Here is a 14,733-nt window from a genome sequence, read left to right on the forward strand (position 1 = left end):
TTTAGTGGCCGCCTTCCGACGCATTGAACATGGTCTTGGCATAAGTGATGCCCAGGCCATAGGCGCCGCCCCATTTGCGGGCGATGCCCGTGGTCATGTCGTAGCTGTCGGTTCGTGCCCAGTCGCGTTGCAGTTCGAGCAGATATTGCAGCGCGGTGACCGGCTTGGCGCCGGCGGCGATCATGCGCTCGACGGCGCGTTCATGCGCTTCGTCCGAAATGTCGCCGCTGGCGTCGGTGATGACATAGGCCTCGAAACCCTGTTCGATGGCGGAAAGGACCGGGCCGACGATGCACACGCTGGTCCACAGACCGGCAAAGACGATGCGATCCTTGCCGATGCGGTTCACTTCCTCGATGACGGCGGCGTCTTCCCAGGTGTTCATCGACGTGCGGTCGAGCATCGGCTGATTGTCGAAGGCTTCGGTGATCTCGCTGAACATCGGCCCGGAAAAGCTCTTTTCGGCAACGGTGGTCAGGATGGTGGGGACTTTGAAACCGGCAGCGGCGTTGGATACCAGCGCCGCATTGTTGCGCAGCAGTTCAGGAGCGATCGACTTGGTGGCAAAGGCCATCTGCGACTGAAAATCGATCAGCACCAGCGCATGGTTGGTGGGCGACAGCAGGGCCTTGGCGGGGGTCGGGGTGGCAGTGATGGTCATGGCGAACGTCCTTCCTGAAATTGTCCTGTGCCCGTCCGTTCGGGCTGATGTCGTTCTAGCCATGGCGATAAATATGAAACAGGCGGATAAAACATGTTGAAACGTTCTATATTTTGGAAAAGCTGACTCGCGCAGCCCGATCGGCAAGTCTCCAGCCATGGTGGCTGCCCAACATGACCGGGGCGCGCGAACTTTTCGATCCGGGCCGCTTCACGGTCAACGCGGTTAAGTTATTGCAAACCAATATCTTATAATGACGGTCATGCGCCGGGGCTTCCCTGCTTCTGGCTGGACCGCCATGCCCTCGTCCCACTGCATTTTCGATGCGGCGCGACGAACCGATCGAGTGATTATCTACGTGCAGCCCTTCCCTCTCACGCGCCTGACCGAATGGCTCCTCGATTCGAGGACCAGGGTGCCGGCCGTGATCGCGGATCAGCTGAAGAACGGACTTTTCTCCTCGCTCCCGATCTTCCTGGGCGGCGTGCTCAACGCCACGGCCGTGGCGACGATCGCTGCGTGGCGGCATCCCTCCGGGCCTTTCCTGGGCTGGCTGCTGTTCGAAATCGGCCTGGGTCTGGTGCGGATGACCGTCCTCATCCATGGCAAGAAACGCATGGCGGCCGGCATGACGCCGCCGCGTGGCCTGTCCGCGATCCTGTCCTGTTTCTGGGCCTTGTCGGTCGGGATCGGCACGTCGCTCTGCATCCTGTCGGGCGACTGGATATTGGCGACGATCGCCTGCCTGTCCGCCGCGGCGATGGTATGCGGCATATGTCTGCGCAATTTCGGCACGCCCCGGCTGGCGGCGACGATGGTGTTCCTGGCGCTCGGGCCATGCGCGGTCGCGGGCAGCCTGACCGCCGACCCGGTGCTGCCGGTCATCAGCGTCCAACTGCCGATCTTCATGCTGACCATCTTCTCGGCCTCCTTCGCCTTGCACAAGATGCTCGTGTCCTGGATGACCGCGCTTGCCGATCTGGAGCGCAGCGAGTCCCTCACCGAAACCATTTTGCGTTCCAGCCCCGATCATATGCTGATCCTGGAAGACGATCATCGGATCATCTTCTACAATCAACCGGAAGGCGGGCTGGCGGCGGACACCCTGATCGGGCGTAACTGGCTTTACGAAATGGCGGAAGAAGATCGTCCGGCGGCACAAAGGGCGCTGGATCAGGCCAGGGCCAATCAGCCCGCCACCCTGATCCTCAGCCTGATGCCGGACACGGCCCTTGCGCCGGAACTGAGGAAGCCGCGCTGGTTCGATATCGCGATCAACAAGACGTCCGATGCCTCGGGCCGGTTGATCGTCGTCGCCCGCGACATCACCCATCAAAAGAAGTCGGAGGAAAAGGCCGTCTGGATGGCGCAGCATGATGCGCTGACCGGCCTGCCCAATCGCGCCCTGCTGCAGGATCATCTGGACGAGACATTGGCCAATGTCGGGCGGGATATGGAAGCGGCGATGCTCATCATCGACGTCGACAATTTCAAGACCATCAACGACAGCGTCGGCCATGACGGCGGCGACGCGCTACTCTGCGCCTTTGCCGAGCGGCTCCGCGCGGCCGTGGGGGAGGGCGATCTGGTCGCCCGCACCGGTGGCGACGAATTTGCGCTGGTCATCGCTGCCAGCTCCGTCGAGACGGTGGAGCAGGTCGCGCAGAATATCTATGATCAGCTCCGCACGCCGATCGACCATGGCGGGCGCCTGCTGGAATGCAGCGCCAGTATCGGCGCCAGTTTCATTCCGCGCGACGGCCGCACCCGCTCGGAAATCATGAAAGCCGCCGACATCGCCCTCTATGCCGCCAAGACCGGCGGCCGGGCGCGGCTGCGCATCTTCGAACCGGGCATGATGGTCGAGGTCGAACGGCATCAAACGATGATCGCGCTGGCTCGCCAGGCTTTGACCCACGATACGATCGTGCCCCATTATCAGCCCAAGGTCCGGTTGCGCACGTCGCAAGTCACCGGTTTTGAAGCGCTGCTGCGCTGGCGCGATCATGAAGGACAGTTGCGCACGCCCGACATGGTCCGCGCGGCCTTCGACGATCCGGCGCTCGGCTCGCTACTGAGTGAGCGCATGCTGCAAAAGGTGCTGGACGATATTCAGAACTGGACGCGCATCGGTCTGGCGTTCGGCAATGTCGCGATCAATGTCGCGGGGGCCGATTTCCGTCAGGGCGGCTTTGCCGACAAGGTCATTCGCAGCCTGAACGCGCGACAATTGCCGCCTTCCTGCATCCAGATCGAAGTCACGGAAAATGTCTTCCTGGGCCACGGTGCCGGCGATGTGGAACGCGAATTGCGCGCGCTCAGCGACCATGGCATCCGCATCGCGCTCGACGATTTCGGCACCGGCTATGCGTCGCTCTCGCATCTGACGCAATTCCCGGTCGACCTGCTCAAGATCGACCGCTCCTTCATCCAGCGTATCGGCACCAGCACGGATGCGGAGGCGATCACCTCCACCGTCGTCAATCTGGGCCATTGCCTGGGCCTGGAAATCGTCGCCGAAGGCATAGAGACGGCAGCACAGGAATCCTATCTGCGCGATATCAATTGCGACGTGGGGCAGGGCTTCCTCTATGCCCGCGCCATGCCGGCCGAAGCGGTGCCCGCCTGCCTGGCCCAATCCGAAACCGCCGGTCAGATTGCAAAGGCCGGCTAAGTTATTCGGCCTTTCGGGGTTGCCCCACGCGTCCTTCAACCTCTAGGGTTCTTCCCACATCCAAAATGGGAGGATTGGTTTGGAGACAGTTTCGATCGTGCTTTTCCTGCTGCTGGCCGTGGTCGTCAGCGGGGCGATATCCCGAATTCTGCCTTTCTCCATACCCACGCCGCTGGTGCAGATCCTGCTCGGCGCGATCATCGGCCTTTCGACCTCGCACCGTGTCGATCTGGACCCGGAACTCTTCCTCTTTCTCTTCCTGCCGCCGCTCCTCTTCCTCGATGGTTGGCGCATCCCCAAGGATGAACTGCTCAAGGACGTCTCGACCGTGGTCGAACTGGCGCTGGGGCTTGTCCTCCTTACTGTCGTCGGCATGGGCTTCTTCATCCACTGGATGATCCCTGCCATGCCGCTTGCGGTCGCCTTCGCGCTCGCGGCGGTCGTGTCGCCGACCGATCCGATCGCCGTGTCCGCCATTGCCGCGCGCGTGCCCATTCCCAAGCGGATGATGCACATATTGGAAGGGGAATCACTGCTCAACGACGCGTCGGGCCTCGTCTGCCTGCGCTTCGCCGTCGCGGCCGCCCTGACCGGCACCTTTTCCGCGGGCGCGGCGACGCTCAACTTCCTGTGGGTCGCGGGCGCTGGCCTTGTGATCGGCGTCGTCGTCACGCTTGCGGTCACCCGTGCCAAGGCGTTCGTCACGAAACGCTGGGGGGAAGATACCGGGTCGCAGATTCTCGTCAGCCTGCTCATCCCCTTCGGCTCCTACATGCTGGCCGAACATATCCATGCCTCGGGCATCTTGGCGGCGGTCGCGGCCGGCGTCACCATGACCTTCGCGGAAATCTCGCGTCAGACCATGGCGACCACCCGGATGCGCCGCAATTCCGTCTGGGACATGATCCAGTTCACATTGAACGGCATCATCTTCGTGCTGCTGGGCGAACAATTGCCCGGCATCCTGGAGGGCGCACATCAGACGGTGGCACTGACCGGCCATGTTTCGCCCTGGTGGCTGGCCATCTACACCATCGCCATCGTCGCTGGCCTCGCCTTGCTCCGCTTCGCCTGGGTGTGGGCTTCGCTCCACCTCACCATCCTGCGCAAGACGCAGCGGACGGGCGAGATGCAAAGCCCCGAATGGCGCCTCGTCGCGGCGACCTCCTTTGCCGGCGTGCGCGGCGCGATCACCCTTGCCGGTGTGCTGACCCTGCCGTTGGCTCTCAATGACGGCACCCCTTTTCCCGCCCGCGATCTGGCGATCTTCCTGGCGGCAGGCGTGATTGTCGTCTCCCTCATCCTCGCCAGCATCGCGCTGCCCTTCCTGCTCAAGGGCCTGACCATGCCGCCCGAACCATCGAAGCAGGCGGAAGAGGATAGCGCGCGTATCGTGGCGGCCCATGCCGCGATCCAGGCGATCGAGCGGCACCAGCATGCTTTGGCCGAGGATCGTGGCGAGGCGGATCTCTACGCCACCGCCGGCGCCCGCGTGATGGATCTCTATCGCGAACGGATCGAGGGGCTGAGCGGCCATCAGGCTGACGAGGCGCGCGCGGGCAGCCGCCTGGCCAGCGAATTCGCGCTGGTCGGGGTCAAGGCCGAACGCGCCACGCTGGCCCAACTGATCCGCGACCGGCTGGTCAGCGGCGGCACCGCGCGCAAGCTGACGCGCGAACTGGACCTGGCAGAGGCCCGCTACCGGGGCTGAGCGATGCTGTGGGGCTGTGGCGCGATTGCCACAGCCAGCCACTTTGCGATCAGTCGTCGCGGCCAAGCAACATTATGTCACAATAAAGACATGATCGAACCCTAGCGGCCGCGCCCATGGGGGCCATGAGCCTTTGCCAAATAAGATTACGGGGAACGACTTTGTCCAAGACCATCTTCACCCGGTCGGCACTGATGCTGACCGCTGCGCTCGGCGCTCTGACGACGGCGCATGTCGCCTATGCGCAGGAAGCCGCCGGCGCCGACCAGCTGGACGAAATCGTCGTCACGGCCGAGCGTCGCTCGGAAAATCTCCAGAAGGTGCCGGTTTCGGTCGGCGTCGTGCAGGGCGATGCGCTGCGCAACCTGACTGCCGGCGGCGGCGACATTCTGGAACTCGCGGCCCGCGTGCCCGGCCTCTACGCCGAAACCACCACCGGCCGCATCTTCCCGCGCTTCTACATTCGCGGCCTCGGCAATATCGACTTCTATCTCGGCGCGTCGCAGCCGGTGTCGATCATCCAGGACGATGTCGTGCTGGAGCATGTCGTGCTGAAGTCGAACCCGGTGTTCGACGTCAATCAGGTCGAAGTGCTGCGCGGCCCGCAGGGTTCGCTGTTCGGTCGCAACACCACGGCGGGTATCATCAAGTTCGACACCATCCGTCCTTCGATGGACTGGCAGGGTCGCGCTCAGGCCAGCTACGGCAGCTATAATACCGTCACTTTCGACGGCGGCATCGGCGGCCCGATCGTCGCGGACAAGCTCGCCTTCCGTGTCTCGGCTCTCTACCAGCACCGCGACGACTGGGTCGACAACACCTACACCGGCCCCAGCGCAGACGGCACTATGTCCCCCAAGAAGGACGCGATGGGCGGCTATAATGAGAAGGACGTGCGCCTTCAGCTGCTGATGACGCCGACCGAAAATGTCTCGATGCTGACCAGCGTCCACGCCCGCGACTATGACGGCACCTCGACCATCTTCCACCGCGCCGGCCTGACCAAGGGCAGCAACAGCGTGGCGGGCGAACCGCGCAGCAAGATCGCGCTCGACGAAGCGATGAACAACCCGCAGGCCTACAAGACCTACGGCGCGTCGGAAAATATCGCGATCGACATGGGTCCGGTCACGCTGACCTCCATCACCGCCTATGAAACCACCAGCGGCTACAGCCGTGGCGACACCGATGGCGGCGCAGGCGCCGATTATCCGGTCGGTGGCGTGGCGAACGGCTTTGGCCAGAGCCAGGGCAATGTCCGCGATCTCGACCAGCTTAGCCAGGAAGTCCGCCTTGCCAGCAATGGCGACAGCGCCTTCAAATGGCAGGTTGGCGGCATGTATTTCGACAGCCGCGACACCACCGACTTCTACCAGCGCGCCTATTTCCTGACGACGGCTGCGCGTAACCCCAACAACTGGGTGCGCCTGCGCAACAAGAATGAAAGCTGGGGCCTGTTCGGCCAGGCCAGCTATGAAGTCGTCCCCGGCTTCACCATCACCGCCGGCGGCCGCTACACCAAGGACACGAAGGAAACCCGTCTGGTCCGCGCGACCGCCAATGCGGCGGGCGTCTCCACCTATGCCGGCCGTCGCTATGTCAAGCTGACCGGCAAGGAGCCGAGCTGGGACGTCAGCGCCCTCTATGAAGTCAGCCCCGAAGTCAGCCTCTATGCCCGCGTCGCGCGCGGCTTCCGTGGCCCGACCATCCAGGGTCGCTCGGCCGTCTTCAACAGCGACTTCACCACGGCGGATTCGGAAACGATCATGTCGTACGAAGGCGGCATCAAGACCAGCCTGCTGGGCAACCGCCTGCGCTTCAACCTGTCGGGCTTCGCCTGGAAGGTGAAGGACATTCAGCTGAACGGCAACGACGTGAACGGCAATGGCGTCCTGTTCAACGCGGAAGCGGCCAAGGCCTATGGTCTGGAAGCGGACCTCGAAGCCCGTCCGTTCGAGAATTTCACCCTGTCCGCCGGCCTCAGCCTGCTGCACAGCGAAATCGATGACAAGAATGTCTATGCGCAGGTCTGCACGCTGAACGGCGTGGTGGTCTGCACGGTGGGAGATCCGACCGTCACCAACGCGCGGGGCGTCTTCGCCCAGATCGACGGTAACCCGCTGCCCAACGCGCCCAAGTACACCGCCAACATCGCGGCCCGCTACGACGTGCCGCTGGGTAATGGCGGCAAGCTGTTTGCGGCGACCGACTGGAACATTCAGGGCTACACCAACTTCGTCCTCTACAAGACGAAGGAGTTCTACTCGAAGGGCGACTTCGAGGGTGGCCTGAAGATCGGCTACACCGCGCCGGACGGCAAATATGAGATCGCCGCCTTCGCCCGCAACATCACGGGTGAAAAGAATATGAAGGGCGTGATCGAAAATTACATGGCGCCGGTGTTCAACGAACCCCGCATCATCGGCCTGTCCTTGAGCGGCAAGCTGTAACGATCGGAACAGGGGGCGCGGCCGATATCGGTTCGCGCCCCTTTTTACATTTTCTGCAAGAGCAGCATCGCCCCATCATACCAGCTCATGGCGATGCGACCGTCCGGCGCCGGCAGGATGATCGCCCCGCCGGCCGCTTCCGGCCCCCATTGGCCGTCGTCACATTCCACCGCGTGCGGATCGGGCCGATCGATATGCAGCGCCTTCGTCTGCGCGGCGAACTGCTGCCCGTATTCCTGCGCTGCCGCACCGGTCTGCCGCGCGGTAACCGGGCCATCGCACTGATCGGACAATGTGGCGCCCGCCGCCGCCTTGCCCTTCACCCAGCTGAGCCGCTCCGCTGCAATATCGAGCAACTGGCCCATATAGGCCGGATCGTCCTGCGCCAGCGCCTGCACGCCGCTCTCCGCTACGGCAACGCCCACCACTTTCCACTGCCCTGCCAGCGCCGCGAAATCGATCCGCGACGCCGCCGGGTCCAGCGGCGCGGCCGCGTTCGTCACAGGGGCAGGGCGCGCGGCATTGGCCTGCTCGTTCGCACTGGACGAGCCGCCGCTACAGGCCGCAAGCGTCAGCGCCAGGAGGATCGAGTGTCTAGCGTGCATTGACCAGAACGTAGCTGAACGCCTGCTGCCCGCCAAGCGCGGCCACGAAATCGTTGAACTGCGCCTTGGGCAGCGTCTGGCAACCTGCCGACCATGTATTGGTCGCGCCGCCCTGATGGATCAACATGCTGGTGCCCGCACCCTTGCTGTCGATCCGGTTGGCGTCGGCAGCGGTGAAGCGCCCATCCTGATTGGTATCCCGCTCCGCCACCTGCGTCTGCGTCGCGCGGAAGAAGGTGTTGCCCAGGAAATTGCCGGCTTGCTGGGTGTAGCGGATCGTCCCCGCCTGCAACCGGCCCAGATCCATCTTCCCGTCGCCATTCATGTCGGTGTGCGATCCGCGCGAGGCTTTGGGACCGTCCCAGCCATATTGGCCCGACGGCTCGGTATTGCCGTCGAAGACCTTCGCCTGATAGCGGCCGGCATCATCCTTCCACACCACGGCGATCTGGTCGTCATAAACGCCCTTGCCGCCATTGGCGCCGGTATCCGTGTCGGTGCGCAGCGCGACCACCACCTTCTTGCCTGCCGCCAGATCGGCCTTGGCCTGCGCATCGCCTTTCGTCGCGATCGTCGCGGCCAGCGCGTCGGGGCTGGTGCCGGTAGGGGCTACTGCCGACTTGTCTTCCACCGCCTTGGCCGGCTTCGCGAGCGTAGCGCCCGGCATATTGAACACTGCCACTTCATCGGCGCGGCGGTTGATCAGGCCCTGCGATACCTGGCCTTCCGACTTGTTCCACCATGTCATCGCCTCGGCCGCGCCCTTGGCATCGCCGGCGTTCAGCCGGGCCAGCGCGGTCGATCCGGCAAAGCCATCCTTCCCCGTGCCGATATTATAGGCAAGGCTGGTCATCGCATCGAACTGGTTCTGGGTGACCGGCACCTTGATCAGGTCGCGTACCTTGGCCGCATAGGGTTCGACGGTCTGGCGCAGCAGCGCCTTTTCCTGTGTCGCAGAGAGCGAGATCAGCCCCTTGTTCGCAGCGGCGAAATCGCGCGCCGCGCTGCCGGTTAACCCAGCGCCTTCGCCCGCCTTGCGCGCGGCGGCCGGATCGACGCCGATCGCGGTCAGATCCCGCTCGATCGTGGCGGCGTCCCGCCCCTTCATGTCATAGCCCGGCCCCAGCGTCACGCCGCTGCCGGCCTTGGGCCAGTGCAGATGGTTGCTGACGCCCGACTGCGCTTCGTGATTGTAGATGAAATCCATGCCCTTCTGCGACAGGCCCGACGCGGATGTGGTCGCAGTCGCGGCAGCGGCATCAGTCGGCTTGGCCTGCGTGGTGACCTGCGGTTGCAGCCGCCCGGTCTTCACTGCGCCCAGCTTCAATTCCTGCCCGATCGCCAGCTTGTTCGGATCGGCCAGATGATTGAGTTGCGCCAGCCCCTCGACGCTATGCCCGGTCTTCGCTGCGATAGCTCCCAACGTGTCGCCCTTGCGCACCGTATAGTTTTGAGAGGTGACGGGAGGCGTCTCGCGCGTTTGCTCCGGCACCTGCGGGGAAGCAAAGCGGTCCAGCACCGACGGACTCGCCAGCAGCTTGTCGAAGTCGGAGACGATCCCCTCCAGCCCCAGCGTTTCCGCCAACGAACCAAGCCCCTCCTGTATCTCCTTGCCCAGCGTATCGAGCCAGTTGCCGTTGCCGCTATTGCCATTGGTGGCTGTGTCGATCGTGCCGGCCATGCCGCTTCTCCTGCGCGTCCCTTGATAAGTGAGGAGACTAGGCCTGTGGCGCTGGCGAGGCCCTAAGCGATCCGACTAGGAAGCTGAGCGATGCGATTAGGAGAGCGTCTGCCTAGATCCGATCCACCCTCGCCGCGATCCCGCGCGCGCGCAGGCGGGCCTGCAATTCCTTCATCGTCTCCTGCTCGCCATCGCCGCGCTGGCCAAGGTCGATACTGACCGACAGGCTGCTACCCTGGCTGTCGATCACCACTTGATCCGCGCGCCACTGGTCGCCGGGCAGGGCCAGATGCGACTGAGCCGAAGGCGCAAGGCCGGCATCGAGCCGGGCGACGAGCGCTGCAAATTGTCCGGCATCAGGAGCCGGCGCGGCGTTGGGCAGAGTCGGCATCGCTACATCCTGCGCAACGGCAGGCGGCGCTGCGTTGGCCCCGCTTCGACCATCCGACCCACTGGCCCCATCCTGACCCTTGCCGGCCGGCCGTTCGCGGAAGGGCAGGGGGACCAACGGTGACTGGGCCGGGAGTGGCGCTGGCTGCGCCCCATCCTCGGCCGTCTTCTGCGGCTTGGCCGATGCCGTGCGAGCATCCTTGCCCTTGCGCGCCAATGCATCGCGAAAGCGATCGACCGCCTCGCTGTCGGGTTGCTTCTGCGGCATTGGCCGATCGGCGGATTGCAGGCTGCCCGGTTGCATAGCCGTCTGGATCGGCGCGGTCATGCCAGCGCCACCTTTGGCACGGGTCGGACATCCTCCTCTGCACGCCGGCCGATCTGCCGCTTCCATTGCCGCACGGCGCGTTCCAGTTCGCCAAGAATGGCGTCATGCCGCGCCTGCGCCCGCAGCCATTCGCGTTTCAGCCGATCGGCCAGCATTCGCGCCTCCTCCAGCCCAGCGCGAGCCTGCGCTCGCAGCTGCCGCGCGGCCTCCGCCTTCGCCTGCGTCGCATGGGCATGCAGCCGCACCAGCGGATCGCAGGGCAGTTTCGCCTGCTGCGCCACCGCCTGCTCGCAGGTGGAGAGGGCATGGGAGCAGGCTCGCTCCGCTTCACTCTCCTGCACCTCCGCCTCGACCAGTTGCGCCCGCGCCTGCGCCACCTCCCGCTCGCATCGGTCCAGGTCGCGGCGGCGCAGGCGCAATATGGTCTTCAGCCCGTCGATTACATTGTCGCTCATGCTTCAAATCCCCTCAACAAGGTGCGGGTCATCACCATCGGCACCGCCTCATGGGTCGGCTGCCGTAAAAACCCGTCCAGTTCGTCGCGCCGGGCGATGGCGCGGTCGGCCAGCGCATCCTGGCCGGGCTTGTAATCGCCCACCTGCAACAGCAGCTCGATCTCGTTCAGCTTCGCCAGCATCGCGCGGAAGGACAAAGCGGCGCGCCGTTCGCCATCCCCGACCAACTGCCCCATCAAGCGGCTCTGGCTCACAAGCACGTCAATCGCCGGATAATGGCCGCGCGCCGCCAGCTTGCGCGACAATATGACATGCCCGTCGAGCAAGGACCGCACTTCTTCGCCGACCGGATCATCTTCTTCATCCTCCAGCAGGACGGTATAGATGCCGGTAATCGCGCCATGGGCGTCGCAGCCCGTTCGCTCGAACAGCCGCGGCAGTTCGGCAAAGACGGAGGGCGGAAAACCGCGCCGCACCGGTGGCTCGCCCGATGCCAGCCCTATCTCGCGCAGCGCACGGGCAAAGCGCGTCACCGAATCCATGAGCAGAAGGACATGCTTGCCCTCCGCCCGAAATCCCTCGGCGATAGCGGTGGCGGCATGGGCCGCGCGCGCGCGTTCCAGCGCCGGACGATCGGATGTGGAGGCGATGACCACGGAGCGCGCCAATCCTTCCTCGCCCAGATTATCCTCGATAAATTCACGCACCTCGCGCCCGCGCTCGCCGATCAGGGCGATGACGATGACATCCGCCTGCGCCTGCCGCGCCAACGTACCCAGCAGCGTCGATTTGCCGCCTCCCGCCGCCGCGAACACGCCGATGCGTTGCCCCCGGCCCAGCGGCAGCAGCCCGTCGATCGCGCGCACGCCGGTTTCGACCTGCGTGTCGATCCGCTGCCGCTCCATCGGATTGGGCGCAGCGGCGTAGAGGGGCTGGGTCGCCGATGCATCGACCGGCGGCAGGCTGTCGAGCGGCTGCAACCGCGCGTCCAGCACCCGCCCTAGCAACGCACTGGACACCGGCACCCGATCCTCGCCGACGCGCACGGTGACTTCAGTCTCGCCCGACAGCCCGCGCAGATCGCCCAGCGGCGCCAATATGGCCTCATGCTCGGACAGTCCGACCACCTCGGCCAGCAACGTGTGGCGCCCGGCAGGACTGGACAATTCGCAGATATCACCGATCCGCACGCTGACGCCGCTCACCCGGATCGCCGTGCCGATCGCGCCGCGCACCCGTCCGCGCTGTTCGAAAGCGGGACCGGCGGCCAGCGTCTCGAAGAGCGCATCAGTCCGCATCGATCAGCTCCCAACGGCGGGCGAAGGACTGCATCTGCACGTCCAGATCGGCTACGATACGACCATCCGGCGCGGTCAGCCGGCACTGGTCGTCGGCCAGCCCGTCCTGCATCCGCACCGCCACCTCGATCGCGCTCGGCCGATCGGTAAAGGCCCGTTCGACATGGGGCATCATGGCTTCGGACACTTCGATCAACACGGGACCACGCGACCCCAGCGCCTCGACCGCGCGCTGGGCGATGGCGGCTATCCGCTCCTCATCGGCCAGCGCGCCGACCATCTGCCGCAGCGCCGCCAGCGCCAGTGCCGCCACATCCTCGTCTCGTCGTGCACGATCAGCCTCTACCTGATCGGTCAGCGCGGCGATGGCTGCGGCAAAGGCGGCCCGCCCGGCCTCCGCACCCGATGCGCGCCCTTCCGCCGCAGCAATCGCCTGCACCTGCGCCAGCGCTTCGGCCTGCCGATCGTGCAGCAACCGTATATCGGCCAGCAACGTTGCCGCCTCCTCCACGGGCGCCCGTTCGGACCCGCGCAGCCAGGGCCGATCGCTCGCCAGCAGGCTCAACCCATCGGCATGGATCAGATGGAAGGCCATGCGTCTGCCTCCCTGAGCAATATTTCGGCCGCGCCCAGTCGCCCGGCGGCCTCCTCATCCGCCTCCGCCGCGACCAGCAGCCTTTGCGCGTCGACACCCATCCGATCGATAGCGGGCAACGGATCGCGCCCACCCTCGGCGAAAGTCATCACGCGCTCCAGCACATCGGCCCCGACCAGATCGGCATAGCCGCGCAACTTTGCCCCCTCGATCGTGCGGGACAGGGCGGATTGGCCCGCGATCAGCAGCGCCACCATGCCCGCCGTCTCGCGCCCATCTGCATCCAGCACCGGCCAGCGTGGCATGGCATGGAGCGCAGCGAAACTCGGCCGCGCCGCGTCGTGCGCCAGAAACCGCTCTCCGCGCGATCGCGACCAGCCACCGCGCGCCGCCAGCCGGCCCATTTCCGCTCTCGCCGCCGCACCGCTCATGAAGGCTGCTCGCCCTGAGTGGGTACCACCGGCAACCGCGCCGTTCGCCGCCGCCAGAACAGAGCGACCAGTCCGCCTATGCCGACCAGCCCCAGCAGGATACGGCTGGCCCAGCCATCGAAACTGGCGGTCAGGATCGACTGCTCGGGCGGCGGGGCGGCCTGGCTCGGCACCATCACCACCGATACCTTGTCGACCGCCAACCCTTCGATACTGTTCGTCACCAGTGACTTGATCGCCCCGGTCTGACCGCGCAGGTCGAAGCCCGGCTGATATTTGACGAAGACGGCCGCCGATGCGGGCTTCACCTGATCCGACAGCGGATCGGCCTGCGGCATGGCAAGGTGGACGCGGGCCTGCACCACCCCGTCAATCTCGCTTACCGTATGGCTCAATTCCTGGCTCAGGCCATAGATCAGCCGCGCCCGCTCTTCGGTGGGGGAGGACACCAGCCCCTTCTTTTCGAACAGGCTGCCCAGATTGGCGAAATCCTCGCGCGGCAGGCCCTTGGCCCGCAGCAACTGGATCGCTTTGGAAAAATTGTCGCGATCGACCGCGACGGCCCACTGCCCATCCTTGTCGGCGGATTTGCTCGCGTCGATATGCGCGTCGCGCAGCGCGGCGATCATGTCGTTGGCCTGGGCTTCCTTCAGATGCCCGTAGATTTCCTGGCTCCCGCACCCCGCCAGCGCAAGCGCGGCGAGAAGCGGGAGGGCGGCTTTTCCGATCGCGTGCATCGGCCTTCCTCCCTCTCCTGTATCAGCCCTGCTGACGGAACAGCTGTTGCACGCCATCCGCGCTGCGGTTGGCGATGTTGGACGTCAGCTGGCAATGGAACATGAATTCCTGGCATCGCATGGTCAGCTGGACGATCTCGCCCGGCGTCATTTCGCCGCCATTGCTCTGCGCCGTCCGGGCATAGTCAGCGACCGACTTGGCCTCGCCATTCACCTTGTCCAGCGCACCCAGCATTTCGCGCATGGCCGGCGCCATATCCTTGCCGCCCATATGCTCGCTGGCTGCGGCCTTGAGCGATGCGGTGAAGTCGGCGGCGGCATCCTGTCCAACCTGCTGGGGCATGGCCGGCGCCAGCTCGACCATGCGAGCCGGCGCCGCCTGCATGGCAAGCGCTTCCACGCTCATTGCTTGCGCGCCATGGTTTCCAGCGCCTTGGACACGCTGTCGATCGAACTGTGCGAGCTGTTGGCCAGGAAGCTCATCTTCATGGATTCCGCCGTCAATTGGGTGATCTGCGACGGATTGTCGCCGCCCGAATTGGCCACGATGTCGGAGCGCTGCTCGATCGCAGCCGCCTGCGTGTCGAGCGCCTTGCCCCAGGCGGAGGCAAAGGCTTCGAACCAGTTGGCCGGGCTGTCATCCTGCCGCATGCGACCACCGGTCAACGGCGTGGCGGCGATGCTGCTCAGGTCGGCGTTGGATATGCTGTTGCTCAT

At 65.0% G+C, this 14,733-nt stretch carries 14 protein-coding genes; 3 read left to right on the forward strand and 11 right to left on the reverse strand.

Annotation, left to right across the window (positions count from 1 at the left end; all coding sequences use genetic code 11):
• Position 1: 1 nt before the first annotated feature.
• Positions 2-661 carry a hydrolase gene (locus F4U94_RS00500; protein WP_120253243.1) on the reverse strand — a complete coding sequence of 220 codons (660 nt, stop codon included), beginning with the start codon at positions 659-661 and terminating at the stop codon, positions 2-4.
• A gap of 424 nt (positions 662-1,085) precedes the next feature.
• Here F4U94_RS00500 and F4U94_RS00505 point away from each other — a divergent pair, with 424 nt between their 5' ends.
• The 3 genes from F4U94_RS00505 to F4U94_RS00515 all read left to right on the forward strand — a co-directional run bounded on the left by F4U94_RS00505 (position 1,086) and on the right by F4U94_RS00515 (position 7,496).
• A complete protein-coding gene (locus tag F4U94_RS00505) occupies positions 1,086-3,335 on the forward strand; it encodes a putative bifunctional diguanylate cyclase/phosphodiesterase (RefSeq protein WP_161600356.1) in 2,250 nt (749 codons plus the stop codon).
• Positions 3,336-3,414: 79 nt separating this feature from the next.
• Positions 3,415-5,046, forward strand: a complete 1,632-nt coding sequence (locus tag F4U94_RS00510) for a Na+/H+ antiporter (RefSeq protein ID WP_120253240.1) — start codon at positions 3,415-3,417, stop codon at positions 5,044-5,046.
• 161 nt (positions 5,047-5,207) lie between these two features.
• Positions 5,208-7,496, forward strand: a complete 2,289-nt coding sequence (locus tag F4U94_RS00515) for a TonB-dependent receptor (RefSeq protein WP_120253239.1) — start codon at positions 5,208-5,210, stop codon at positions 7,494-7,496.
• 44 nt (positions 7,497-7,540) lie between these two features.
• Here F4U94_RS00515 and F4U94_RS00520 read toward each other — a convergent pair whose 3' ends face one another.
• The 10 genes from F4U94_RS00520 to F4U94_RS00565 all read right to left on the reverse strand — a co-directional run bounded on the left by F4U94_RS00520 (position 7,541) and on the right by F4U94_RS00565 (position 14,733).
• Positions 7,541-8,101, reverse strand: a complete 561-nt coding sequence (locus F4U94_RS00520; protein WP_120253238.1) for a hypothetical protein — start codon at positions 8,099-8,101, stop codon at positions 7,541-7,543.
• Positions 8,091-9,782: a glycoside hydrolase family protein gene (locus F4U94_RS00525; RefSeq protein ID WP_120253237.1), complete on the reverse strand. Its 1,692-nt coding sequence runs from the start codon at positions 9,780-9,782 to the stop codon at positions 8,091-8,093. The genes F4U94_RS00520 and F4U94_RS00525 overlap by 11 nt, the downstream gene beginning before the upstream one ends.
• Positions 9,783-9,894: 112 nt before the next feature.
• On the reverse strand, positions 9,895-10,500 hold the full coding sequence (locus F4U94_RS00530) for a hypothetical protein (RefSeq protein WP_120253236.1): 606 nt from the start codon (positions 10,498-10,500) through the stop codon (positions 9,895-9,897).
• On the reverse strand, positions 10,497-10,955 hold the full coding sequence (locus F4U94_RS00535; RefSeq protein ID WP_120253235.1) for a hypothetical protein: 459 nt from the start codon (positions 10,953-10,955) through the stop codon (positions 10,497-10,499). Before F4U94_RS00535 ends, F4U94_RS00530 begins: the two co-directional genes overlap by 4 nt.
• Complete coding sequence (locus tag F4U94_RS00540) at positions 10,952-12,253, reverse strand: FliI/YscN family ATPase (protein WP_120253234.1); 1,302 nt, start codon at positions 12,251-12,253, stop codon at positions 10,952-10,954. The genes F4U94_RS00535 and F4U94_RS00540 overlap by 4 nt, the downstream gene beginning before the upstream one ends.
• On the reverse strand, positions 12,243-12,848 hold the full coding sequence (locus tag F4U94_RS00545; RefSeq protein ID WP_120253233.1) for a FliH/SctL family protein: 606 nt from the start codon (positions 12,846-12,848) through the stop codon (positions 12,243-12,245). The genes F4U94_RS00540 and F4U94_RS00545 overlap by 11 nt, the downstream gene beginning before the upstream one ends.
• Positions 12,833-13,279 carry a hypothetical protein gene (locus tag F4U94_RS00550; protein WP_145986307.1) on the reverse strand — a complete coding sequence of 149 codons (447 nt, stop codon included), beginning with the start codon at positions 13,277-13,279 and terminating at the stop codon, positions 12,833-12,835. The genes F4U94_RS00545 and F4U94_RS00550 overlap by 16 nt, the downstream gene beginning before the upstream one ends.
• Entirely contained in the window at positions 13,276-14,016 is a 741-nt protein-coding gene (gene sctJ, locus F4U94_RS00555; protein ID WP_120253231.1) for a type III secretion system inner membrane ring lipoprotein SctJ, read from the reverse strand. The genes F4U94_RS00550 and sctJ overlap by 4 nt, the downstream gene beginning before the upstream one ends.
• A gap of 22 nt (positions 14,017-14,038) precedes the next feature.
• Positions 14,039-14,422, reverse strand: a complete 384-nt coding sequence (locus F4U94_RS00560; RefSeq protein WP_120253230.1) for a hypothetical protein — start codon at positions 14,420-14,422, stop codon at positions 14,039-14,041.
• The gene (locus F4U94_RS00565) at positions 14,419-14,733 is read right to left on the reverse strand and encodes a hypothetical protein (RefSeq protein WP_120253229.1); all 315 of its coding nucleotides are present in this window, start codon (positions 14,731-14,733) and stop codon (positions 14,419-14,421) included. The genes F4U94_RS00560 and F4U94_RS00565 overlap by 4 nt, the downstream gene beginning before the upstream one ends.

Origin of the sequence: Sphingobium limneticum (assembly GCF_008710155.1) — a bacterium.
Classification (GTDB): Bacteria; Pseudomonadota; Alphaproteobacteria; order Sphingomonadales; family Sphingomonadaceae; genus Sphingobium; species Sphingobium limneticum.